This window comes from Paenibacillus sp. J22FR21, from assembly GCF_056269135.1.
This window is the reverse complement of sequence record NZ_JBWDNJ010000001.1, coordinates 713,427-736,937: the sequence shown is the minus strand read 5'-3', so window position 1 is coordinate 736,937 and position 23,511 is coordinate 713,427. Positions and strand designations below refer to the sequence as shown.

Annotated in this window: 24 protein-coding genes and 3 pseudogenes; 10 read left to right on the top strand and 17 right to left on the bottom strand. The window is 48.7% G+C overall.

The window, feature by feature from the left end; genetic code table 11:
* The first annotated feature begins 50 nt into the window (after positions 1–50).
* Positions 51–920: an SDR family oxidoreductase gene (locus tag AC0YNS_RS03790; protein ID WP_475779678.1), complete on the top strand. Its 870-nt coding sequence runs from the start codon at positions 51–53 to the stop codon at positions 918–920.
* Between the two features lie 60 nt (positions 921–980).
* A complete protein-coding gene (locus AC0YNS_RS03785; RefSeq protein WP_475779677.1) occupies positions 981–1,496 on the top strand; it encodes a hypothetical protein in 516 nt (171 codons plus the stop codon).
* Between the two features lie 35 nt (positions 1,497–1,531).
* Here AC0YNS_RS03785 and AC0YNS_RS03780 read toward each other — a convergent pair whose 3' ends face one another.
* The 4 genes from AC0YNS_RS03780 to AC0YNS_RS03765 all read right to left on the bottom strand — a co-directional run bounded on the left by AC0YNS_RS03780 (position 1,532) and on the right by AC0YNS_RS03765 (position 5,367).
* Positions 1,532–2,806: an MFS transporter gene (locus AC0YNS_RS03780; protein ID WP_475779676.1), complete on the bottom strand. Its 1,275-nt coding sequence runs from the start codon at positions 2,804–2,806 to the stop codon at positions 1,532–1,534.
* 70 nt (positions 2,807–2,876) lie between these two features.
* A complete protein-coding gene (locus AC0YNS_RS03775) occupies positions 2,877–3,383 on the bottom strand; it encodes a DUF4362 domain-containing protein (RefSeq protein WP_475779675.1) in 507 nt (168 codons plus the stop codon).
* Between the two features lie 67 nt (positions 3,384–3,450).
* The gene (locus tag AC0YNS_RS03770; protein WP_475779674.1) at positions 3,451–3,861 is read right to left on the bottom strand and encodes a VOC family protein; all 411 of its coding nucleotides are present in this window, start codon (positions 3,859–3,861) and stop codon (positions 3,451–3,453) included.
* Between the two features lie 162 nt (positions 3,862–4,023).
* A complete protein-coding gene (locus AC0YNS_RS03765) occupies positions 4,024–5,367 on the bottom strand; it encodes a helix-turn-helix domain-containing protein (RefSeq protein ID WP_475779673.1) in 1,344 nt (447 codons plus the stop codon).
* A gap of 181 nt (positions 5,368–5,548) precedes the next feature.
* Here AC0YNS_RS03765 and AC0YNS_RS03760 point away from each other — a divergent pair, with 181 nt between their 5' ends.
* The gene (locus AC0YNS_RS03760; protein WP_475779672.1) at positions 5,549–6,706 is read left to right on the top strand and encodes an acyl-CoA dehydrogenase family protein; all 1,158 of its coding nucleotides are present in this window, start codon (positions 5,549–5,551) and stop codon (positions 6,704–6,706) included.
* Here the strand turns inward: AC0YNS_RS03760 and AC0YNS_RS03755 are convergent, their stop codons facing one another.
* Genes AC0YNS_RS03755 through AC0YNS_RS03745 form a run of 3 tightly spaced genes read right to left on the bottom strand, consistent with a single transcriptional unit; the run spans position 6,707 to position 8,729 of the window.
* A complete protein-coding gene (locus tag AC0YNS_RS03755; RefSeq protein WP_475779671.1) occupies positions 6,707–7,411 on the bottom strand; it encodes a PIG-L family deacetylase in 705 nt (234 codons plus the stop codon).
* A complete protein-coding gene (locus AC0YNS_RS03750; RefSeq protein WP_475779670.1) occupies positions 7,408–7,719 on the bottom strand; it encodes a DUF1806 family protein in 312 nt (103 codons plus the stop codon). The genes AC0YNS_RS03755 and AC0YNS_RS03750 overlap by 4 nt, the downstream gene beginning before the upstream one ends.
* 56 nt (positions 7,720–7,775) lie before the next feature.
* Positions 7,776–8,729, bottom strand: a complete 954-nt coding sequence (locus AC0YNS_RS03745) for a phosphotriesterase family protein (protein WP_475779669.1) — start codon at positions 8,727–8,729, stop codon at positions 7,776–7,778.
* 81 nt (positions 8,730–8,810) lie between these two features.
* Here AC0YNS_RS03745 and AC0YNS_RS03740 point away from each other — a divergent pair, with 81 nt between their 5' ends.
* Positions 8,811–10,064, top strand: coding sequence for an ATP-binding protein (locus AC0YNS_RS03740; protein WP_475779668.1), 1,254 nt, complete (start codon positions 8,811–8,813; stop codon positions 10,062–10,064).
* Positions 10,065–10,099: 35 nt separating this feature from the next.
* Here the strand turns inward: AC0YNS_RS03740 and AC0YNS_RS03735 are convergent, their stop codons facing one another.
* The 3 genes from AC0YNS_RS03735 to AC0YNS_RS03725 form a co-directional block, all read right to left on the bottom strand.
* The gene (locus AC0YNS_RS03735; protein ID WP_475779667.1) at positions 10,100–10,705 is read right to left on the bottom strand and encodes a hypothetical protein; all 606 of its coding nucleotides are present in this window, start codon (positions 10,703–10,705) and stop codon (positions 10,100–10,102) included.
* A 119-nt stretch (positions 10,706–10,824) separates the two neighbouring features.
* Positions 10,825–11,625, bottom strand: a complete 801-nt coding sequence (locus AC0YNS_RS03730; protein ID WP_475779666.1) for a DUF3221 domain-containing protein — start codon at positions 11,623–11,625, stop codon at positions 10,825–10,827.
* Positions 11,626–11,783: 158 nt separating this feature from the next.
* Entirely contained in the window at positions 11,784–12,320 is a 537-nt protein-coding gene (locus AC0YNS_RS03725; RefSeq protein ID WP_475779665.1) for a P-loop nucleotide/nucleoside kinase family protein, read from the bottom strand.
* A 312-nt stretch (positions 12,321–12,632) separates the two neighbouring features.
* On the opposite strand from AC0YNS_RS03725, the gene AC0YNS_RS03720 reads away from it, so the two are divergent.
* Genes AC0YNS_RS03720 through AC0YNS_RS03710 form a run of 3 tightly spaced genes read left to right on the top strand, consistent with a single transcriptional unit; the run spans position 12,633 to position 16,437 of the window.
* Entirely contained in the window at positions 12,633–14,171 is a 1,539-nt protein-coding gene (locus AC0YNS_RS03720; RefSeq protein WP_475779664.1) for a spore germination protein, read from the top strand.
* The gene (locus AC0YNS_RS03715) at positions 14,168–15,337 is read left to right on the top strand and encodes a Ger(x)C family spore germination protein (protein ID WP_475779663.1); all 1,170 of its coding nucleotides are present in this window, start codon (positions 14,168–14,170) and stop codon (positions 15,335–15,337) included. The genes AC0YNS_RS03720 and AC0YNS_RS03715 overlap by 4 nt, the downstream gene beginning before the upstream one ends.
* Entirely contained in the window at positions 15,334–16,437 is a 1,104-nt protein-coding gene (locus tag AC0YNS_RS03710) for a GerAB/ArcD/ProY family transporter (RefSeq protein WP_475779662.1), read from the top strand. The genes AC0YNS_RS03715 and AC0YNS_RS03710 overlap by 4 nt, the downstream gene beginning before the upstream one ends.
* A 456-nt stretch (positions 16,438–16,893) precedes the next feature.
* Here AC0YNS_RS03710 and AC0YNS_RS03705 read toward each other — a convergent pair whose 3' ends face one another.
* Positions 16,894–17,016 carry a hypothetical protein gene (locus AC0YNS_RS03705; RefSeq protein WP_475779661.1) on the bottom strand — a complete coding sequence of 41 codons (123 nt, stop codon included), beginning with the start codon at positions 17,014–17,016 and terminating at the stop codon, positions 16,894–16,896.
* A gap of 355 nt (positions 17,017–17,371) precedes the next feature.
* Here AC0YNS_RS03705 and AC0YNS_RS03700 point away from each other — a divergent pair, with 355 nt between their 5' ends.
* Together AC0YNS_RS03700 and AC0YNS_RS03695 are read left to right on the top strand one after the other, a co-directional pair.
* Positions 17,372–17,860, top strand: coding sequence for a pyridoxamine 5'-phosphate oxidase family protein (locus tag AC0YNS_RS03700; RefSeq protein WP_475779660.1), 489 nt, complete (start codon positions 17,372–17,374; stop codon positions 17,858–17,860).
* 24 nt (positions 17,861–17,884) lie between these two features.
* Positions 17,885–18,028: pseudogene (locus AC0YNS_RS03695) on the top strand (DUF3231 family protein); the annotation flags it as partial.
* Positions 18,029–18,041: 13 nt separating this feature from the next.
* Here AC0YNS_RS03695 and AC0YNS_RS03690 read toward each other — a convergent pair.
* From AC0YNS_RS03690 to AC0YNS_RS03665, 6 genes and pseudogenes are all read right to left on the bottom strand, one after another.
* On the bottom strand, positions 18,042–18,977 hold the full coding sequence (locus AC0YNS_RS03690) for an MFS transporter (RefSeq protein ID WP_475780102.1): 936 nt from the start codon (positions 18,975–18,977) through the stop codon (positions 18,042–18,044).
* A gap of 182 nt (positions 18,978–19,159) precedes the next feature.
* Positions 19,160–19,459, bottom strand: a complete 300-nt coding sequence (locus AC0YNS_RS03685) for a WGxxGxxG family protein (RefSeq protein WP_475779659.1) — start codon at positions 19,457–19,459, stop codon at positions 19,160–19,162.
* Between the two features lie 507 nt (positions 19,460–19,966).
* Positions 19,967–20,600 (bottom strand): annotated as a pseudogene (locus AC0YNS_RS03680) (manganese catalase family protein).
* 163 nt (positions 20,601–20,763) lie between these two features.
* Positions 20,764–21,906: a zinc-dependent alcohol dehydrogenase gene (locus AC0YNS_RS03675; protein ID WP_475779658.1), complete on the bottom strand. Its 1,143-nt coding sequence runs from the start codon at positions 21,904–21,906 to the stop codon at positions 20,764–20,766.
* Positions 21,907–22,171: 265 nt separating this feature from the next.
* A pseudogene (locus tag AC0YNS_RS03670) lies at positions 22,172–22,429 on the bottom strand (MBL fold metallo-hydrolase); the annotation flags it as partial.
* A 175-nt stretch (positions 22,430–22,604) separates the two neighbouring features.
* The gene (locus AC0YNS_RS03665) at positions 22,605–22,781 is read right to left on the bottom strand and encodes a hypothetical protein (protein WP_475779657.1); all 177 of its coding nucleotides are present in this window, start codon (positions 22,779–22,781) and stop codon (positions 22,605–22,607) included.
* 392 nt (positions 22,782–23,173) lie between these two features.
* Between AC0YNS_RS03665 and AC0YNS_RS03660 the strand changes: the two genes are divergently transcribed.
* Positions 23,174–23,359 carry a hypothetical protein gene (locus AC0YNS_RS03660; RefSeq protein WP_475779656.1) on the top strand — a complete coding sequence of 62 codons (186 nt, stop codon included), beginning with the start codon at positions 23,174–23,176 and terminating at the stop codon, positions 23,357–23,359.
* Positions 23,360–23,511 lie beyond the last annotated feature (152 nt).

Sequence of the window (23,511 nt, the reverse complement as noted above, 5' to 3'; positions counted from 1 at the left end):
ATACCTATAACCATAATTGCCGCATGTCTGATATAAAGGAGAATCGGCTTATGGGACCTTTTGTACCTGATTTATTGAATGGGAAAGTCGTGCTCATTACAGGCGGAGCCACCGGTCTCGGCCGTGCGATGGGGGACAAATTTCTCTCCCTCGGCGCTAAACTGGCCATTTCCGGCCGCCGAGAAGAGGTGCTGCAGCGAGCAAGTTTGGAAATGAGCTCTGCCTGGACTGCAGCGGAACCTGTGTACTACCACAGCTGTGATGTTCGTGATCCTGCTGCCGTGCAAGCGCTGATGGATGCAGTTGAAGGTCATTTCGGCCATATCGACGTTCTTGTCAATAATGCTGCCGGCAATTTTATCAGTCCAACCGAACGCCTCTCCCACCGTGCAGTGGATGCCGTGCTCGGAACCGTGCTGCACGGCACCTTCTACACGATGCTAGAACTCGGTAAACGCTGGATTGCGCAAGGCAGCTCTGGAACGATGCTCAATATCGTGACCACCTACGCCTCTTCTTCCAGCGGTTCCGGCTACGTCGTGCCTTCAGCCGCGGCCAAAGCCGGCGTGCTTGCGCTCACCCGCTCGCTTGCTGCCGAATGGGCACCACACGGAATTCGGCAGGTGGCTATTGCACCTGGACCTTTTCCAACGGAAGGTGCCTGGTCGCGCCTGATGCCTACGCCGGAGATTGAGCAGCGCTTGCTCAGCCGAATTCCGCTCGGGCGAGTCGGCGATCCGGAGGAGCTCGCCAATCTCGCTGCTTATCTGATCTCCGACTACGCCGGCTACATCAACGGCGAGGTCGTAACGATCGACGGTGGTGAATGGCTGCAAGGTGCAGGCCAGTTCAACGGTCTAGCCGATGTCACCGATGAACAATGGGACACACTTGCTGCATTGTCTCGCAAAGGCAAGTAGCGTATGCCGCGAGGACTAGGACAATGGATGCCCCCATATCCTCCAATAAGGGAGGGGATCATGATGCGTTTCACAGTCCGCTACATCCCGCTGAGCAAAATCAAACCCGGCTTGCCAGTCGGCATGACCGCCCGCCTTCGGTATTTGCGCCATTTGATGTGGGATGGCCTGCATCTCATCGTCGTGCAGAGAGACCGTAAGGACGGCCAATATCGAATCCTGCTCGGCAATGACCGTTACGAATATTTGCGCAACCATACGAAGAAATTGACGGCTCCTTGTATCGTCAATGAATCGAAGCTTGGAGCCGGCCTTCAGTATTGGCTGCAGCGTTTCTCCCGCAAACCGCCTGCGGCTGAACCTGCTTCTTCGAAGAATATGCTCAAACGGTTAACCCCTTCCAGTTGGGTAATCGTGCGTGCTTACTTGAAGGAGGATCACCGTTTCAAACAACTCTCCCACAGGCAGCAGGCACAAGTGCTGCTTCTCGCGGTTCGTCACAAGCGAATGGTCGTTTCGGCCATGAAATCCAAGACGAATCAATTGCTGGATTCACAAATAAATGGCAAAGGCTGATTGTTCGCCTTTGCCGTTTATTTGCGTGTTCTCGCTTACGCTTCAACCGTTCCTTGTCTTGCCTGATCACTCTGCCCTCTTCGCTCCAGCATCCCTTGAATAAACCACGTATAGCCGATAAAACCAAGCAGCGTAGCTGCCGCCGTCAGTACGAAGGGCAGCGAATAATGATCGCCGGCCAGAATATACCCGGCCCAGAAGGAAGCAATCGTATTGCCGATGCTGCGGGATACCGTTCGCATGCCCGCGAATAAATTGCGGTCTTCCTCGGCTACTGCGGACATGGAATTACTGTCTATGAGGTTGTTTAACATTGTAAAGCCTGTCCCGCGCAGCATGAGCAGAATTGCAAATGGCGCCGCCGGAATTGCTACAGCCATCAACGCCACAATCAGAATGTTGTAGAGAAACAGAATGATGAAGCTTCTGCGGCTTCCCAGCTTCTCGATGAAATACGGCATTATGATCGAGCCAATGAAGAAGAAGAATCCGGATAGCGCCAGCAAACCGGAGATGGTGTCATCATTCATCTCAAACCGGAATTTCAGAATGACATTCAAGAACGGACTGAGCAATCCGTAGGTGAAGCCGGAATTAAAGATGAGCAGCGAAAGCGCAAGCAGAAAATAAACAGCATGCCGCTTCTTTTGCCGTCTGCCGACCTCTCCCTTCACGTCTTCCTTCTGCTTCTCTTGCCCTACTTTCGGTGCCTGGCTAGGCGTCGGTAATAAGATTCCTCTTAGGATCGCAGATAGTGCAAAACAGCCTGCTGCTACGAAGAACGCATATTGATACACCGTCGTACTGCCCTGAATCCAGTTCGGCAGAAACCCGCCAAGCAGTGTGCCGATCCCCGTGAACAGCGTGAATACGGCAAATAACAGGGAGTAAGCATTCGTCTCTTCCTTCTTGCTCTTGCAATATTGGAAGATCAGTTGAATCTCTGAATTCACGATGGCTGTAACCCCAAGCGACCAGATGAGCTGCGCCGCTGTGACGGCTGCCCTGCTCGTACCGAAACCAAACACAACGAGCGAAACAAAGGAGAGCAGCATCCCAATAACCAGCATTCGTTTGCGTCCGACACGCTGTACGATGAGACCAACCGGCAAGCTTGTCAGCCCGATGGTGAGCGCCCCGAGCGACGTTATTTGACCGACTGCACCTTTGGAGAATCCGAGATCAAGCAGATGCAGATTGAGTATGAGGCTGAGGATGCCTGCCCCGATGCCAAACAGACTTTCCGTGGCAATAAATCGCTTAACCCCCGGAGATAGATCACGAAATAGATGATACGTATACTTCCACATGTGAACGCCTTTCCTCTTGCTGATGTCCTCCTATTCTAATGGAAGCAGAGGCCACCTTCAACCGTAATGATCATTTGGCATTAGCTGCGAAGTAGAACGTATCCGCCGTCTTCTGGTCTACACAGCCAGACAGCACAACAAACGACTGTCCTTGATCGTTCTCCTTCGTGTCCAAGCCCTCACATGTCGTACTCGGTCTGCCCAGATCACTTCCGAAGGCATCCATGCTATTGTCAAACGTATAATGAATCTGCTTCCCGTCGTAGGTAAGCTCATAGAAAATCGGACTCCCTTCAATCGTATATTGGGTAATCCGCACATTCATGCGACCGGCTTGTTTTTCGTTCACATGCTTCACAAATTGATTCCATTTCTCCAAATTCGAGTATTTCCCATGCAGATTAACAACGTCACCGTTCTGTATCGCCTGTTCGGGTTCGTAAGGTTCAGTCACCTTTGGAAAATCATCTCCGGCCTCATACGTCTGACCGCTTTCGGTATGACCGCTGCTTCCCACTCGGCCGCAAGCCGTCAGCAGCAGCAAAGCTAATCCAATAATTGCCGCTTTTCTCATCATCTGATCATCACCTCATGCCTATCGACGGGAAGACTCCCGCGAAAGTTGCAAGGGGCGGCCATTAGCATCATTCCCGGCAAATCATCAACTTGTTCCCGTCCGGATCCTTCACGACGAACCAATGGTCATGCTCAATTTCCGTGACAAGCTCGACCCCGAGTTTCTTCATGTAGTCCAGGGAACCTTGCAAATCCTCCGTCATCAGCATAAACGCCGGCGTCTCGATTGATGGTGCTCCACCCGGCTCTTGCCCACCCCATTGCGGCATCGTATCCAATATGAGGCCGGTGCCTTCCATCGGCAGCGGGCACAGGTGACCGGATAAAATTGAAACGTCGGCTGCGTTGAGCCCAAGAATCGTGCAATACCAATCGCGCGACTTCTCTATATCCCGAACCGGGACGAACACGCTTCCGACTTTGTTCTTGATAGGACTCGATGATAATGATTCCGCTATGGATTGCTGTTGTTCTTTCATGATTTTTCCTCCACTAATCAATTTAAAAGCCTTCGGTACCATCAACGGCCGATAGTCTTTCGGTATATCTGTGCGTAATGGATCGCGACTCATTGTTCGCACCCTTTCTGGTTTGTAGCCGTCCGAATTGGAGTTTTCAAAGTAACAGACCCCATCTTAAATTCACTCCTCTATCAATAGGATTGGAATATATATGTTAACGAGCGTATCCCGCTCGATATCCCCGTCTTCCAATGGATGATAGGAGGCAAACCATTGCCTGGCTTCATCGAACCGATACGCTGCGTTAACCGCAATCCACCGATGCATCGTATCCAGTATGCCGGTTAGCTGTCCGTAAGTCTTGGATACACGGCAAGCATACAATCCCGCTCCCATGCACTTACGCTCGAGACCCGTCTCTGGCACATTTACCTCAGCGTTTACAAGGATTCCATTCTCCCACCAGTAAGTCTCGGAATCGCCGGCGCCATAGTGGTACGACATGTAATAATAACCTTCATCATTCCAGCTAGGGCCGGAAGACTGCTTGCCATACCAGTCGATTAATCGACATTCGGCGACCTCTTGAGCCCCAAACCCCTGTTCTTTGCAGAAGTACGCTTCCGTCGACGGAAGACTCACGATTACAATGGATTCGTTGCGCAGCTTTCGCTGTACCGGGAGATAGAGGTTCATTCGCGCAACTTTGCCGTTGTAGGCGATGAATTCTTCGACGTACGCATGCGTACCGATTTCGAACGTGCTCTTAGGTAACCATTCGGATAGCAGCTGGTTCCAACTCTCTTGAACGATCTTCGGGGATTTGGCGGAGACTTTTCTCACGGCATAGAGACCTCCGACGAATGCCTCCTCCGCGAAAGCATGATGCCGAATTTGCCCTTCTTCGCAGAACACAAGCACCTGGTAACCGAATTGCGTCTTGCCTTCTGTTTCCGGAAGATCGACGTTGTGACCGAAAATCCTCATCTTTGAAACTGATTTGGAATCAACTAAGAATTCATTAACGACTCGGAAAGCCTCATTCTCCATTTCCAGTTTCTGTTCCGAAATATGCAAGTAGGCATAGACTTTCTCCGGCATGAACCGGATCACTTTGACGTCCGGAAAACGTTCGCTCTGCTCCCTATCCTCCATGTAAGCGACCCGTTCCTCCAACCGAATCGGTTCGAAGCTGAAATAAATGTCAGCTTGGCGATACGCTGATGGAGTCAGCCCGACAATCTTCTTGAATACCTTTGCGAATGAGTGATAGGACTCGAACCCGCTTTCCCATGCGAGATCCTCGATGGATCGCTTCGAGTTTCTCAGGTGATCGGCAGCTACGCTCATTCTTCTTTTTCGTATATAGTCCTTAATCGGGTGCCCGGTAAGCGCGGAGAAGACTCGGTACAATTGTGCGACAGAGAGATAGGACCGTTCTGACAAGCCTGCGAGATCAATTTCCTCCTCTAAATGGGTTTCGATATAATCAATCGCTCGCTGCACGGATTCCTGGTAACGCATGCTTCATCACCTGCTGCTTAGGTTTTCTTAGCCTAATTATAGCAAAGGTAATTTCTCCCACAATGTTCAAAATTCTCAGAAACCGAAAACCTTCAACATAGTGAACATGAATCAGCTTATATACGTGCTCGCGCTATCCTTGATTAGGTTGTTATACTACGAGGAGAAGGAGTGAGCCGTAATGAAACGATTCATTGACAGCCCCATTCGCAACGATGAAGAACGCAATCGAGCTGCGCTCGTCGAGCGACTGGCAGCCCGTTTCGCGGAGCGAGCGCCCAGGTATGATCGCGAGGGCTCGTTTCCATTTGATAATTTTGCCGACCTGCGCAAGGACGGCTATTTAAAGCTGACCGTTCCTCGGGCTTTCGGTGGCGACGAAATCTCTCTGTACGAGTTCGTTCTGCTGCAAGAAAGGCTTGCATACGGGGATGGTTCGACTGCGCTTGCCGTCGGCTGGCACCTCGGCCAAATTATGCATTTGCGCACGACCGGAAAGTGGCCGGCGGAGACGTTTGAAGCACTTTGCCGCTCTGTCGTGAAGGATGGCACGATGATTAACACGTTCGCCAGCGAGGCGTCCTCCGGCAGTCCGAGCCGCGGCGGCCGTCCGGAAACGATCGCGGTTGCCTCGGACGGCGGCTGGCGGATCACGGGACGCAAAACGTTCAGCACGCTGGCGCCAATTCTTGACCGTTTCGTCGTGTCCGCCTATCTCCCGGACGAAGATTGTACGGCCGATTTTCTTGTCCATAAGTCGGACCGAGTGTCAATCGTGGAGACATGGGACACGCTTGGCATGCGCGCAACAGGCAGCCATGACGTAGTGCTGGACGGCGCTTTCACCGGCGCGGACGGCCGACTGACCGGCAAAGGCACGGATGACGGCGGCGGTTGGCTGCTGCATATTCCGGCTTGTTATATGGGCATTGCCCTTGCCGCACGCGACTATGCACTGGCATTCGCCCGCTCTTATAAGCCTAATTCCTTGGATAAACCGATTGCTGCCCTCCCTTCCGTTCAACAAACGATCGGGGAGATGGAGATCGAGCTTCGCACCGCCCGCACACTGCTGTATGCGGCGGCCGACAGATGGGACAAGGAACCGACGGAACGAACCGCGATGAAGCCGGAGCTCGGCTTGGCGAAATATACGGTAACGAACAACGCCATCCGCGTCGTCGATCTCGCGATGCGAATCGTCGGCGCCACCAGCCTATCGCGCACGAACCCGCTTGAGCGCTATTACCGCGACGTCCGTGCCGGCTTGCACAACCCGCCGATGGACAGCTCGGTTATCCAGACGCTGGCCGCTTCCGCGCTTGGCGAAGGAACATAATCAGAACAAATCGTCAGCCCGTGACGGCGAGTTGACGTTCCCTTTCAGGAAATACTCATATTTTCCGAGCCTGGACAGCGCGGCTTTATCGGACTGCCATACCCACTCGTCGATTTCGGTCTGGCAGCGGTGAGCGCGGAAAGCGGCTAACTTAGCTGCGTTGTGCGGCTTCACATCGACACGGATGACGTCGTTCTTGGTGTGTCCGTAATGCTCCGGATGCTCCAGCGCGTCCCCGAACGTAATGAAATACAGCGCTCCCTTATCCGCGGAACGCTGGAAGGCGGCCGTCGCGGCCTTGCCAATCGCGCAGTGGTCCGGATGACCGCCATACCGTTCATGGAACGTCAGCACGACATCCGGCTCTATTTCGCGGATAAGCGCTTCAATCCGCTCGATAAGCGATGCTTCGTCTTCGAATTCAACGGTTTTGTCGCGGAGGCCGAAGAAGATCAGCCTGCCGATGCCGAGGAAGTCACAGGCTTCCCGCAGCTCCTGCTCGCGGGCGGCAGCCATCGTTTCGCGATTAAGGTACGGCGGATTACCCATCCGGCGTCCCATATCGCCTTTCGTTGCGCTCACTAGCGTGATCTCGACGCCTTCGGCAGCATATTTCGCCAGCGTACCCCCGCAAATAAACGACTCGTCGTCGGGATGGGCGAATACAGCAAGCAGCTTGCGTTTCAGCACTTGTTCATGGCTCATTCCGGAAACGGCTCCCTTCCTAGATGCAGCGCGACATTCATGCGACCTCTGTCGTCATAGCCAGCTAGCAGCAGACAACCCTGCCCGTCCACCTCGAAATGCGTAAGCGCCTCCATCCGCAGCCAGCCGTGGCCGTCGAAACGGAGCGCGGCGCGGAAAGACCCTTCACCGGCGATAAAAGCATGCGTAACCCGCACCTTGAAGTTGCGCACAAACATAAACGATGTCGCTTCGCTGTGAATATATACCTCCGCCCCGACAAAGTTCCGGAGCTCGGCTTCCACTTCCATTCTTTTAATAGGCATCATGGCGCAGATCTCTTTTCTTTAAGGAATGTGTGATAAAACTTCTCCCCTTATTCGGTTTAGGAGCGCCTGCTCATGGCTTGAAAAGCATGACTCGTAACGCATCGCTCGAGCCAATGCGGTTCGAGACCACCGGCCGCCGCTGCAGGGAAGAAGTCGGTAAATAAGTGATGATAGGGACGCAAATTTCCGCCTTTGTGCTGTCCTACATTGTACCAGCCGGTATCCTGTGACAGAAGCACTCGGTCACCAACGCCGTCGTTGAGCAGCTGCCCTAACAAATCCACATGCTCCTCATACGTCCCCGGCAATATGGAGTCGATGGAAATCCAGCCTCCTGCCTCCGCAAGCCGCTTGTAAACATCAGTGACTTTAAAGGTTTGTGCATGCACCCAAATGAACCGTTCCTGATCGAATTGCGCATGTTTCATAATCTCGTAAGCATGCAGGGCGTTATCATGGCCTATCGTGTGACACTGAATCGGCAGGCCGGTTTCCAGTGAAGTTCGCATAGCAGCACGGAGGATTTTCAATTGAATATCGTCGATTGCCCTGCCGTCATTAAGCGCGATTTTGATAAAACCCGGCAACACCTTACTCTCTCCGATACCGTCCCGCGCTTCTCGAATCCATATATCGGCTAGATGATGTTCTGAAATCTCATAAACGAATGAAGGCAAATACGGCTTCTTATACAATCCGGTGTTCGTGATTAGATGGACTCCGGACAATTCCGACAGCTGCCGCAGAATGTAAGGATCCCGCCCTAAATACTCCGGTGCGCAGTCCACCATGGTGCTGCATCCGGCTTCCTTCAACTTTAACAAGGACGGAAGGACGGATGTGACCACCTCGTCACGGTCATACATGTTCGGTGTAAGCTTCGCGTCTTCAACAAACCCTACCATGACATGCTCATGTTCTAAAATTCGTCCTGCATCCTTGGCTGAAATTCGACCTAAAACCGTTTGCAGCACAGCAGCACCTCTTTTCGTGAATTTGGCTTCTTGCACGTAAATTCTCTCCTTAATTTGAAGGAAATTACGGACCTTTTCTCGAAATTAAGAGCAAGCACACAGAAAAGGAGCAACCTCATGCTCTCACATTCCGCATTCATCCTCAATGCATTCATTATCTTCCTGCCTTTGATTTTCTACCGTCCTTTCTATAAACGCAAGCACCCGCTCTTCGTATTTGTATTATTCTTGATTCCCATGATCATTACCATGACCTTTCCGGTTAGAATCTTCGATTCTGTGCTCGACCTAAGAGGTATTCCACTCGTGATTGGCTCTCTCTACGGCGGCCTTTATACGATGTTGCTCTTATTCGGCAGTCTGCTTGCTTACCGGCAGATTCTGGGCGATATCGATCTATTTCATTACTTCCTTTCGCTATTGCCGACAATCGTGCTGCTGCTGATCCTAATCAGGTTGTACGAGAAAGCCGGCGCTAAGAAGAGAATGCTGCTTGTTGCCGGTTCATGCTTCTTCTTGCGCGTGACGGTCGTCAATCTGTATGCCCTGCTCGAAGGGAATACTTCCTTTTTTATAGCGTCGTTTGTTCCGAGTTTGCCCATCATCTTCGTTCAGTGCATTATGGCGGTGATGTTGGTCTTCATCATTGAAATGATACACACTCAAATTCGGATGCAAGACGAGATCATCCACGCCGAGAAAATGAAGGTCGTCAGCGAAATTGCGGCGTCCGTAGCGCATGAAGTCCGCAACCCGTTAACGTCCGTCCGCGGCTTCATCCAATTAATGTCCGATCCGGCACTCAGCGATCGGAAGCGTCAAGAGTTCTCCGCCATTACGCTCGAGGAGCTGGACCGGGCTGAATCGATCATTTCCGATTACTTGTCGCTCGCTAAACCGCAGAACGAGAGGCTGGAACCAATTGTCCTGGAGGAAGCGCTTATCAAGGCATCCCAAATCCTGAACTCCTACGCGAATTTACAGAACGTCGAGATCGTCACGGACATCAAGCTCCCCGCAACGGTATACGGCAGCAAGTCTAAGTTCAGACAAGCCATCATCAATATCGGCAAGAACGCCATCGAGGCGATGCCCGGCGGGGGCATGTTGACCTTGACTTATATGGTCAATGAGCCTAAACAAATCGTTACCATCACGATCGCCGATACCGGGATCGGTATGAATGAGCAACAGCTTAACCGACTAGGGTCGCCCTATTACACCACCAAAGACAAGGGTACCGGTCTTGGCACCATGGTAATATTCAGCGTCATCCGGGGCATGAACGGCAAGATCGAGGTTCGCAGCAAAGAAGGAGAAGGTACCACGTATTTCATCACGCTGCCGTTGATGCAACATGCTAAAGATTAGGCATGGCACTTAATAAGTTCGCCAGCCTAATCTTCCTATTTTCTGGACCATAGATTTTGATAAAGTCCCGTGACCGTCAACCGGACAATGCCTTTTTCGTCTTGCGTGATCCCATCCTTCGTATACGCATCATTCGGAAAAAGATAGAAAGAAAATTCATCCCCATCCTTGAAATTTAGACCGCCGGTGCCATACGTGGCGCTTTCATACATGTTTCCCTTATATTCGGCTGTCATCTTTGCAGTCATATCGTAGGTGAACTCATGTTCGCCTACTGTCTTGTGATGCGTACCTGATATTAATGAGGCTCCGTTACGCGAATAAGTTCCGACCGATCGAAATCCGATCCGATAACCTCCACCTTGCAAGTCGACATTATCCATCCACATCACATAGATGCGGTGCGCCCCGTCATTGTACAGCTCTTTACCCAAGTTGCTCTCCAAATCGCCCAAATCGACGGAAACGGAATACTCCCCCGGAACGGCATAACCGTGCTTATCCGTAAACTTCTCCGTGTTATTCGCGATATCCGCCATTTGCATCGACCATGCGGCCGGAATGCCGACAAGCCAGTAAAATAAAAATACAACCGCAGCCGCACTGATAATCGCGCTGATCCGTTTAGTTCGACGTTTCATTAGACCCTCCGAATCTGTTAAAAGAAACAACTCTAGTGTTGTCGTGTACTATAATGATCAGCCCATGCTTCAAAATCATAAATTACTGAAGCAGACCAGACCCCCTATCCATCCGCGCCTTAATTCGAGGCAACGAGCTCAAGTCTGCGGGTTCCCGCCTGCGCCGGGAAGGAATCCATGACTGCGCCGTTGATCCATACCCGCACTTTGCCCTTTTCCTTTAAATCGTCAAAGGTGGCTGTGCGCCCGGTGCTGTCTACCATCTCCGAATGATCGTTGAAGCTAAACCAGTAGCTCGGCTCGGCCTTGCCGTCTTCCAGAACTAGGATGCGATGCGACTCGTTGTCGATTTTCGAGATTGTGCCGACGACGTCGGGCTTCTCGCTTAGCTTTTGAATGTCGTATTCAATCAGAGCGGGATCAATCAGCTTCTCGATTTCTCGCTTTGCTTCAGCTTCGCTCGAATCCGGCATCGATATGGTGATTTTGTTTTTGATGACATCCATACTAGTCGAATATAGGTTTAGTCTACTGAACAGCTCCTGATTGCCTAGCTTATCTTGTGCTGCCTGCAGCTCCTCAATCGAATGCGTAACGCGCACCGTCTTGTATGTCCCCGCTTTATAGCGGTCCGCAAGCAACTGCTCGCCACTTTCGGTCGGTTTGACGAGATTGATATAGAGAAGCCCGTCCTTCAAATAAATATCGCCGTTAGGAATCTCATTGTCTTGGAGAAAGCTGCGAACTTCACCTGGCTCGCTCAGCGGATCGATGGTCCCGGAACCTTTCACTTCATTGTCGGTTACTTGAACGGAATTATTGGCGTTGCCGCCTTGCACATTGCCACTAGGCTCCATGTGGCGGCCGCAGCTCGTTAACAGTAGAATAGCCAGTAGTACAGTAAGGGTCATTCGCTTCATGGGGCACGCTTCCCTTCGTCGCTTTTTACACCTTTAACGCAAGAATCTATGCATTAGTTGCTCTGCAGCAATAAATCTTCAGAACTGACAAAAGCCTGCGACCTTACAGGCTCTTTAGGCGATGTTAAATCTAAATGGACGCGTGCAATCGCTTGAATTTACAATGGTTTAAGCTCAACCTGATACCGGGTATTCTTTAGGATTTCATCTGCCGTTTCCGCGGGCCGGCTTCCCGTCGTATTGTAACCAAAGCGGTTTGCGGATGGCGATTGCTCCATTTTGTTCATTAAAAACAATGAACGTTCCAAAGCATCCAGATCCCCTCTAATCGTCAACCTTTCGATGATGGTTTCTTGATCGGCTAGGAGCACAATATACTTAAGGACTACGTCCAGGTCGGCAATTTGTTCGCAGAACCAATCAAATTCATCTTCGACGACGAAATCGATGACGACGCTTATATGATCCCGTATCACATTTCTCGTTAAAGCTAAAATGTTATCCCAAGTGAGGCGTAATTTATCTTCCCATGAGAGGGGCAGCTCCTCCTTGAGCAAATGAAGCAACATATCCCCCTCAATTAACACGCATTGCCCGACTTTGCGTGCCAGTTCTTTTGAAGTCGTGGATTTGCCGACTCCAAGAGGGCCTGAAATCAAGTAAATGACGCTTCTATTCTGCATATTCGGTTTCACCCCCAACACCTCCTCTAAACTACCCTAATAGTTGATCAACTTTGTCGATGTTACTAAGCAGCAGGCATCCATGTTTCACCGCTCATCATGCTAATAATAGTTCGTCTCTCGTTCAACCTCAAGTCCGGCGCCATAGTAGACGTCGCCTACTGAGTTAAAACGAGCCAGTAACACGCCCAACTCAAGTGAATTGTTTTGTTGGCTTTGTTTGTAACTCCAAAAGAAGTACATCGTTTCCAAACTCGGATAATTTGACTGTTTTTAGAGCAAAACATAGGATATCCAGAACGTGGGAACGGAGGGCGAGAAAGGATGAAGAAACGAAGTCTAGCCGATCGCATCGGCCAACGGGTACAAGCCGAGCCGACGATCCGAGGGCCGCTTGCCGCGGAATTAGCCGTTGTATTGCCGCGGCTTCAAGCGCAGTTTGAAGGCTGCGGCGACGTTCTTTATCACCGGTTCCGCGCTTCCGACTCCCGAGAGGCTGCGATCGTCTACATTAACGGGCTTGCCGACGTCATTTCGATCGATCACGATGTGTTAAAGCGAATGATGGAGCCGGATAATGCGCTCTCCGCGTCCTCGCTGACGGAGTTGCGTGCCTGGCTTACGGTTATGGACAGCAAGGAGCATGTTACCTATGAAGAAATGGTGCCTGAATTATTCAGCGGCCGGCCCCTTCTCCTTGTAGATGGCATCCCGGGGGCGCTAAGCCTAGGGCTTATCCATTGCGAGAAAAGAGGCGTGGAAGAACCGCAAGCGGAATCGGTCATTCGGGGAGCTCGGGACGGCTTTACCGAGACGCTAATCGTCAATTTGACGCTGCTGCGCAAGCGTCTGAAGACGCCTGCTCTGAAAATCGATACATTCTCGCTCGGCCGATATTCCGAGACCGATATAAGCGTCGTGTTTTTGCAAGGCATCGCAAAAGAAGAGATCGTAGCCAGCGTCAAACACCGGCTGCAACGAATCGAGATCGACGGCATTGTCGAGAGCGGAATGATCGAAGAGCTCATCGAGGACAGCGTCTTTTCCCCGTTTCCGCAGCTGCAAACGACGGAACGCCCCGATGTGGCGGTCGCGGCCATGCTGGAGGGCCGAGTGCTGATTATCACCGATCATACGCCCTTCGTCATGATCGCTCCGACTACCCTGTGGTCCATGCTGCAGTCGCCGGAGGACTATTATGAGCGCTTTCTGATCGGTACGCTGATCCGGTGGCTTCGCTATCTCTTCTTCCTGTTCGCGCTCCTTGCTCCGTCCGTGTATGTAGCCACGTTAACGTTTCACCAGGAGATGGTACCGACCACCCTGCTGCTGCGCATCACCCAATCCAGGGAAGAGATTCCTTTTCCCGCGCTCATGGAGGCGCTCATCATGGAGATCACCTTCGAAGCGCTTCGCGAGGCCGGCGTTCGGCTGCCCAAGCAGATCGGGTCGGCGGTCAGCATCGTAGGCGCGCTCGTGATTGGACAGGCTGCCATTCAAGCGGGACTCGTGTCGGCGCCTATGGTCATGATCGTCGCGATTACGGGGATCGCTTCTTTCATGCTTCCGCAATACGCCTTTAATATCGCGCTCCGCATCTTGCGATTTCCCATCATGATCATGTCCGGCATGTTCGGCCTCTACGGGTTGATCCTGTGCATCTTGGTCATCATTAGCCATTTATGCATCCTTCGCTCCTTCGACGTCCCATATCTGACTCCTATCGCTCCTATACAAACCGACAGCTTTAAGGATACGCTCATACGCGCGCCAATCGGATTTATGAAACGGCGTCCAGCCGCTTTCGCGAGTCCGGGCAATTCGAAGCGTCAAGGGGAGCCGGCGAAAGGGGAAGACCAGTGAAACTAGCGTCTATTCGCCGCTTGCTCCTCCCATGCCTGTTCGCGTTCCTCCTTACAGGTTGCTGGGATCGGGAAGAGGTCAATAATATGGCTTTAATCATTTCCGCCGGGATCGATAAAGAAAAGAATGGCATGGTGTCTCTGACGATTCAAGTGTTCATACCGAACCCCTCTTCATCGGGGGGCGCTGACGGTGGCGGCCAAGGCAGGCTATACACGGCAACCAATACGGGCAAAACGGTGCCGGATGCGCTCGCGGAGCTGCAAGCCCAATTGCCGAGAAGGTTCTCGTGGAGCCATGCCAAGGCTTATTTTTTCGGAGAGGCGCTTGCCAGGGACGGGTTACGAGATGAGATGGATTTTCTCGTTCGAGATATTCAGCCTCGGGAACAGGCCAATCTCTTCATCTGCAAGGGAACGGCAAAGGAATTGATTCAATCGCTCCAAGATCCCAATACGTACGAAACGCTGATTAAAATATCCCAAAAGCCTTCCCTGCAGCATTCGACGCTTCACATCGTGGAGGAGTTGAACAGCGGCGAGTCCGGATCATTCGTTATTCCCGTCGCAACCACAATGATGCTCGCCTCGAACGGAACCAAGAAGGCCATCATAAGCGTTGAAGGCATGGCGGTTATTAAGGATTTAAAGCTGGTCGGATTCGTGGATGCTCCGCATGTGCAAGGCTTCAAATGGCTGACCAATACGCAGCTCAGCAGATTCGCGACCATGTCCGTTACAGAGAACGGCGGCATCGTCGCCATTCGAATGAGGCATTACCGGATGAAGTGGAAGCCGCGCATTCAAGACGGAAAATGGAAGATGACGATTCGGATACGCGTAGACGGCGACGTCCTGATGAACAGTACGCATTACAACCTCATGAAAGATGACGATCGATTGAGAAAGCTGGGTAAGCGATTCGAGGAGGATATGACCAAGCAGCTGAGAAGCGCCTTGTGGCAGGCGCAGCATCGTTTCCGCACGGACGCCATTGGATTTGCGAAAGCTTTCCATATCCGCTATCCCGGACAATGGCGCAAGGTGATGAACAGCTGGGACGAACGGTTTACGCAAGTCGAGGTCGACTTTGACGTTGACGTATTCATCAGGCAGCCGGGAAAAACGAGCATTCAAGCAACCAGAAAGAATGAGGACGCCCAATGACGGACATGAACATAGCCGAAAGACAGCTGTTCTGGATTATGACCAGCACGCAAATTACGATGACGCTGCTGCTTACGACTGCGCCGACGATACAGATCGCCAGTCAGGATGCTTGGATATCGGCGTTAATCGCGACGGGAGCCGGGCTCCTGATCGCGCTCGTATGCGCCAAGACGGCTCTTCGCTTCCCGGGAATGACGGTCATACATTATGGCGATATTCTATTCGGCAGATGGATTGGCCGAGCCATCGGTTTTCTCTATATGATCTTCTGGCTCGTATTGCTCACGGTGATCTTGAAGCAGTTCGCTTTCTTCCTCTCCGAAACGATATTGCCTGAAACGCCGATGTCTGTCATCATCGCCATGATGCTGGCCGTGATTCTATATCCAACCCTCCACGGTGTCGGCGTGATCGCTCGCTGCTGCGAGGTCATCGGACCGATTGTCATGGCTGGCGTTATTTTCCCCGTCGTCCTGTCGGTCAATAATATGGAGTTACAGTCCATTCGGCCATTCTTCGGCGATGTCAGCGTGTTCGTCATTCTGAAGGGCTCCATTCCCACGCTCACGTTTCTCGGCGACTGCGTCTTATTGGTTATGATCATCGCCTTCGTGAAATCCAAGGGCAAAACGGTAAAGTATGCCGTGAGCGGCGTACTTGTGTCCGGATTGTTCACGATGCTTTCGATTTTCGCCAGCTTGCTTTCATTTGGCCCCATGGTGAGCCAGAGCAACAATTATCCCTTGATGATGCTAGTGCGGGCCGTCTCCCTCGGCGGAATCATCGAGAATTTGGATGCCATCGCGGTTACGATTTGGATTATGAGCGTCTTTACGAAGCTCGCGCTGTACTTGTTCATATCCGGACACGGCTCCGCTCAACTGTTCGGCGTCCGCAATTGGAAGAGAATGACCTGGATTATAGCATGCATCGCTTACGGAATAACGTTTATTCCGCTAAACGTCGTGGAAACCTCGATCGTTTTCCCGCAAAAGATCGCCGTCCGTATTATGCTGCCTATTTTCATGATCGGTCTGCCTCTATTGATGTGGGGATTGTCAGCTTTGAGACGGCGGACACCAGAAAGACAAATTTAGAGTAACAATACAACTATGATGTACTTAAAAAAGATTATCGTAATCGAAGGAAGCAACGAGTATAAAGATCGCACCGAGGAAATTCTTGAGAACGGCAAGTAGCGGCGGTTGCTGCCGGGTGTTGAAAATGAGAAAGCCGTACCGAAAGGTCTCGCGACCGATCGGAGCGGCTTTTTGACGTACATTTGCTTTTTGCTCCCGCTTACGAACAGTTGCTCTGATCGTTCACTTCGGCGTAGCCCCGCTATATGGGCCTTTTGTACGTCAACCCCCTCCAGCCTTATGATTTAAGCGATATCAGGTTCTTGTTGTTCTATCGTGCCCAACTAATTTCCACCGGCACTTTACTTCAAAAACCAGTATATTCCGAAACAAGAAATTGTACTTCACTGAATTGACTTAACCTTCAAAAGGACTAAATTCATAGCTAATATTCTGAACTTCAAAAACCTGCTATCAATTATAGTGGTGTTCTTCTCGTTCAAGCGGATTAGCGAGCGGCTGTATAACTGTTGCAAGACCGATTAGACTCAGAACAATTCCGGTAATTTGCATTGCGTCTTTTTGAATCTTTTTCATTATTATCACACCTCGTTGCTAAATTGAATGTATGGACTGTCTCCTCAATGGTACGGTGTATATCTTAAATTCCATCTTTTGCAATTCGCCCACTCAAAGTGTCAATCGCACTCTTCTTACCAGAATAGCCAATAATTCGGGCTGGAAAGCTCCAAAGCTATTTTCTTCCTTTTGTCCATACTCAAAAATCTCAATAAGAGACTGGAGAATCTGATAAACACGAAGAAATGGCATGATAAATACTTACGAAAAAAATCAGCGATCCTTCCGGTGCGTTCTTGCCTAAAATGAATAAAGTGTGATTGAGCTTGGGAATATAATCCTCAGACTAATTATTACAGAAGGGGATTTGCCTATGGAGACAATTGCTAACAAACAAGAAGCGATTACAAAAGTAAGTGAATTAATCAAAGACATTGAAATAGCGATGCTAACAACAGTATCGGAGGATGGACTGGTTTCACGTCCCATGAAGACTCAGGATGTCGAGTTCGACGGTAACCTTTGGTTTCTAACCAAGAAAGATACCGGCAAGTTTGAAGAACTGCTTCACAACCGGCAGGTTAACGTTTCATATGCGGGTAAATCATTCGTCTCCATTCGAGGTCAAGCAGAACTCGTGGGCAGTACCGAGAAAATAAAAGAATTTTGGAACGTAGCTTACGAGAAACTGCTGGAGACAACCTATGACGATCCGAACCTCGTTCTGATTAAGGTAATAGCCGAAACCGCCGAGTATTGGGATACTGGCAACAAGTTTAAGATGGCCAAGTTTCTGTTCAGCAGGCTGTTGGGAAAAAATACGGAAGGTACGGATATCAATCAGATCGTAAATTTGAATTAGTAAGCAGTGAGCCGAAGCATATAAGACATCGGTGCTTTGTTTGCGAAATACCATGACACGAAAGCGGTAATTGGATTAAAGGCCCTTCGATTAAGCAAGGAAAAGGGATGGCTTGTTCCTCCTCCTTTTGTTATCAATAGGCCTCGGCTTGAAGAGAGTCGAAAATAAGAAAGGAAGCCCGTCATAACGACGGGCTTCCTTTCTTTTTCTTATGTTTATTACTATGTTTATTCTTTTGCTTATCCATCTCTTTCTTACTCTTCGCATCTTTCGGCTTAAGCATAAATATATCCAAAGCCGAGCAGATGAGCGCACAAGCGGCGAATAAATAGAATAGCCATTCTTGATGCTGGATCATTACCGAAGCAATTAATGGGCCTAGAGCAACGCCAATGAAGCGTGCGCTACTATACAGGGAAGTAATCGTTCCACGTTGCTCCTTCTCAACTCCTTCTGTAATAAGTGCATCTAGACTTGGAAGCACGAGGCCAATGCCACCTCCGCTTACGAACATCATTGAAATAAGAAACCACAGGCTTTTGCTATTAACAAGCGCACAAATCAGCATTGCTGCCAATAAAGCAATAAGCCTAATAACGCTGAATACCTTCATCCGGTGCTTATTTTCTCCGACGAATTTTCCAGTCACATAAGATAATCCACAAATTGCGCTTAAGGGTATTGCAAGTAATAATCCTTTCTTGATGCCATGAATTCGATAATGGTCTTCCAGTACGGATGATAGGTCATAAAGAAAGCCAAACATAATGAACATGACCAAGCAGCCAATTGCAAATATGGCGTAGACCCAATGTCCTTTTTCCACTAGTAACGATACAGTGGTACGGACGAACGTACTAAACCGGTTATCCTTATCCTTGACTGAATCACTATCATCAGTCGAACTGCTTGGACTTGGCATTTTAACCAGGAAAATTACAGAAACAATAGATACAAAGGATATGAAAGGAATTACAGCAAGTGGCAGGAACCAGACGACCAGGGCAAGTGCAGAACCCAAAACAGGACTCAGTACTTTACCAAAGGTGTTGGAGGTTTCGATAATGCCAAGCCCACTACTTTCTTCTTCCTTGGTATCAAACATATCGCCGACCAGTGGATTACGATCGGAAATGCACCAGCAGCTCCAATGCCCTGAACGATTCTCCCCACCAAAATGAACCTATAAGTTTAGTGTGGTTTATCCTTGACCAGCTAAGTCGTTGAGTATGTATTGCATGGAAAAAGCCGCTCAATAATGAGCGGCCATCGTCTTCTAATTTTTAGTCGTAGCGGGTGTTAACGCGCTCCGTCGCGTTCACGATTGCGACTTCTTAGTCCTGCTAAGCCAATTAAGCCAAGAAGACCTAGCCATCCCCAGTCCATGTCATTGTCATCATCAGCTAAAGCTGTAGCTCTGTAGTCCCCACCGTTATTTACTGAGGTCGCGTTATAATCGTTCCTTGCCATATCTGTGCTATTTGTACGAACCCCAGTACCGTATCCGTTTGTCGTTGTTCCAGTCGCACTCACAATGCCCATTCCCAGCATCAAAGCAAAACAACTTACAACCACAAATGTATAGAATATCTTTTTCATTTCGCCGCACTCCTTTTGAATTAGATTATACTGCTATGCAAAGCTTGCCCTCGATGTGAGATTTTATTCGGAATCTACCTGACCAAGAAAACCCATTCATACGTACGTTAGTAAGAGATCTTCCCTCGAACGGTTCCGGAACAAGCAGCTATTTTCCTTTAAACATAAATGGCAGTAAGATAAATGGAATGAAAAGAAAGAAGGAAAAACCAAATGCTCTACTAATCAATAAGGACAATCCACAACATACCAACATAATGATTAAACTATATAAGCATCCTTTACCTGATATATTACTAAAGAAGAACACTGTCCCCCTCCTCCATAACTAATTAGCCCCTAGAACCATATTAAACGAACTATTAAAGGATCTAGAGGCTATTCCACTAACGCGTCTTTATAATAGAGCAAATATAACACTTATGTTTTGTTCCTTTGAATTGCTTCAAGTTTTCACAATATACACATTTCATCCGTTATGTCACATCCTTTGTACGCCTAACTTCCTTATCTCATCATATCTACCAAACCTGGGCTATGTTCGTTAGGCATGTCAGGCAGTTGAGGCACTGTAAATCCAACCGGTGGAGGCGTTACGCTGAATTCTTGACATTACGACTTGGTGAATTGCCATTAAGCACTTCCCCAATGCGGGTCTGATCCATTCTGAAATTAAACTGAACATTATGATATCCCATGTCCACGTATTTACGACATTCAGGATATTTATTGATGTCGTAGTTAGGGAAAGTCTTATTTGAGCTCATCTCATATATTCTTGTTTTTTGCAAAACCCCCGTTGATTCCAGAACGACGTTGTTTAGCATATCGCTGATTAAGTTTCCGTGACTGTAGACCCAAGATCCATTCCAGGGGTTACCGCCAGCATCAACTGGAAGAGAACTTTTTGCCCCCATGGAACGAGCTCAACATGAGCGATTTCCTCCAGGAACACACCTCGCAGCAAATCGCGGAATTGTTTCTCTTTGCCTCTGAAATTCGAGCTTTGGAAGAAATATTGCATCATTGTTCGCACCTCACCAAACTGACCACCAAGAGTCTCTTGCAAAACTTTCGCAGCTGCAGGATCAGGTTGATCCACTTCAATCTTGTTTATTAATTCTTCTTTGTAGTAATACATGTCGTTATTGCCCTCCCTTTGGTTCGTCTTCCTTCCCTTTACAGTCTCCTGCATAAAAGCCAACTATTCGAAGGAGGGCAAGACAGTTAGTTCCAATATTCAAACAACAAGATATCCCTTTATTGGAATCAGTTTTTTCACCCACTATATCCCGCTATAATCATTAAGGTTTCAAAATTATCTTCATCGCGTTGTCTTCTTTATTATTGAATACTTTGTATCCATGCTCAGCTTCATTCAGGCTAATCCGGTGACTGATAACATCGGTCGGATCGAACACGTTATCTTTGATTTGTCTATAAAGTTCCGACATGTAATGGATAACCGGCGCTTGCCCAAGTTTCACAGTTATGTTACGTGCAAACAAATCGCCGAACGGAAAGAAATTGTAATTCATTCCATACACCCCGGTTACTTGGATTGTGCCACCTTTGCGGACTAACTTTGTAGCCATCCTAAATGCACCGAGTCCACCGCCTTGTAGCTTAAGCAGTGTTTCCACTTTTTCCAAGAGCGTCTTCTCGGAATCCAGCCCTACTGCATCGATCACGACGTCCGCTCCACCTGCTGTTATTTCTTGCAAATGGCCAAGAAGATTATCCGTTTCCTTGAAGTTGAACGTCTCTACTTTATTGGTCTTTCGAGCATGCTCCAGACGATAGCCTACATGATCCACGGCAATGACCCTTTTCGCACCTTTAAGCCATGCGAATTTTTGAGCCAGAAGACCGACAGGCCCGCAACCAAGAATAATGACGGTGTCGCCTTGTTTTACTCCGGCGTTTTCGACGCTCCAGTAAGCAGTTGGAACAATATCGGATAGAAACAATATCTTCTCGTCTTCCATCTCCGCGTCTTCAGGAACCTTAAAGGGAACGAAATTACCATATGGCACCCGCATAAGCTCAGCTTGGCCGCCTGCGTATCCGCCATAGGTGTCGGAATAACCGAAATAACCCCCTGTGTCACCATGTAAAAACTCGTTTGAATTGTCGCATTGGCTTTCTAGTTGATGGTTGCAATACCAACACTGACCACAGGCGACATTAAACGGAATAATCACGCGGTCACCTTTCTTGACACGCGTTACCTCTTTTCCTACCTCTTCCACTATCCCCATTGGCTCATGACCGATAATGAAATTGTCAGGCATATTAGGAATTTCCCCATTATAGATATGCAGATCCGAACCACAAATGGATGTTGTCGTAATGCGCACAAGGACATCATCGGCTTTAATGAGTTTGGCATCCTCTACTTCTTTAACCTTTACTTTTTTCATCCCTTGATAAGTTAAGGCTTTCATAGTTCCACCACTTTTCCGTTGATAATAACGTCCGAAGCATTCCCATTAAACGCTTTAGAAACTCACCTCTAAATATTTCCTTTTTGCTCAAGAACCAAGACAAATTCGGGCTATGATCGTTTCCTATGGGCATGAAGACCATATTGGCGGGCTTGTTTTGAGAAATTAATTCGGTAAGGCCATCTGATCGAAATTGATAGCCAGTCTACGTAGTCCGTTTGTTAAGGTCTCTCCTTCCACCGGCTTCCCATGCCCTGTGATGGCGACCATGTGTCAGAACGATCGCTCTCGGAGGGGAATTGATTCCGAACCTGTCTTCTGCAATGATAGAATCTGCAGAATTCGGCATTCCAGCATCCACCAGTATCCAATCTTTTGTTTCCGGATTGCCGATGAATGCCACATTTGCGATTTGAACCGTCAGCTGGAACAAGTCTTGCCTTACTTCGGTACCCTCTCCACTTCGTATGGAAGTAACCGGAAAACCATGATAATCGCTTCCGTAATGCATCTCAGTATCCAAATTGCTTACCTCTATTCTCGTGATTTAAGGCGTTTGTAAAGCAATTTTATTTTGTAGAAAAGTACTGAATTAATTGAAGTTAAAAACCGTACCAAGTAGGATACTTGGTACGGTTTCATGGGAGAGTTGATGGGATGAATTTATTTTACCCAACAATCAACATACGCTAATGCCATTATTCTTCTTTTTGACTTAAAAATTCATTTTGCACAGCATCACCATCAGGATTATTATTTTTGATCTGGCTGAGACGCCCATTTCGGAACTCGCCACCATGAACTTTATTCTGTCGCTGTCCGTTATTATCGGTACGATTATGTTGGTTATGATTATAGTTCTTGTTATTAGCCATTTATTCATTCACCCTTTCGAAAAGTTAAATCTAGATTGTGTATTCCTAATTTAATTATACATTCCAAGGATTTAGGGCTGTTACAGCAGTTATATCGTGCCATTCGTTATTATGAAGAACTAGTGGCAGTCCATCGTATCTGTCCAACTTCAGATGGACAAATAAAAAAGCTGCAACTCTGCAGCTTCATAAAATATGATTTATATTTGATATATCCTGTCCCTTTCCGTTGTGCTGAACTTCCTATTAATTTCATGACATCATTAAACTTTATCGTCGACATTCGGACAATGTTCTTTTCAACCGATAAACATCAAAAAACGTATCATTCGGCTAATTTTACACATGATATAGGTGCTTTTAATGCATATAGGGAAAGAGGGTAGTAAATAATGACATCCAGTAGTGGCCATCAAGGTGCAACCGGAATCGGGCAAGCCGAGAAACAATTAAATCAACAGGCCAAGGCAGCCGCAGAAATCCAAGGCCAGCATGACGTTGATCAAGAGATTGTTGCAGCTAGCAACGAGCATTCCTCTGTGTTAAATGAAGTCATTGACACGCATAACGAAGAATAAATAAGCAGTTGCTTTTTGCTAAGACTTGCTAGTTGATAGAATAAGAAACAAACCGCAAAACCGCGGCTTGTTTCTTATTTGGCTCAAATGGAATTTATTGTATTACTATTTTATGACTCAGTTTGCCAAACCGTGTGCATGCTTCCTTATCA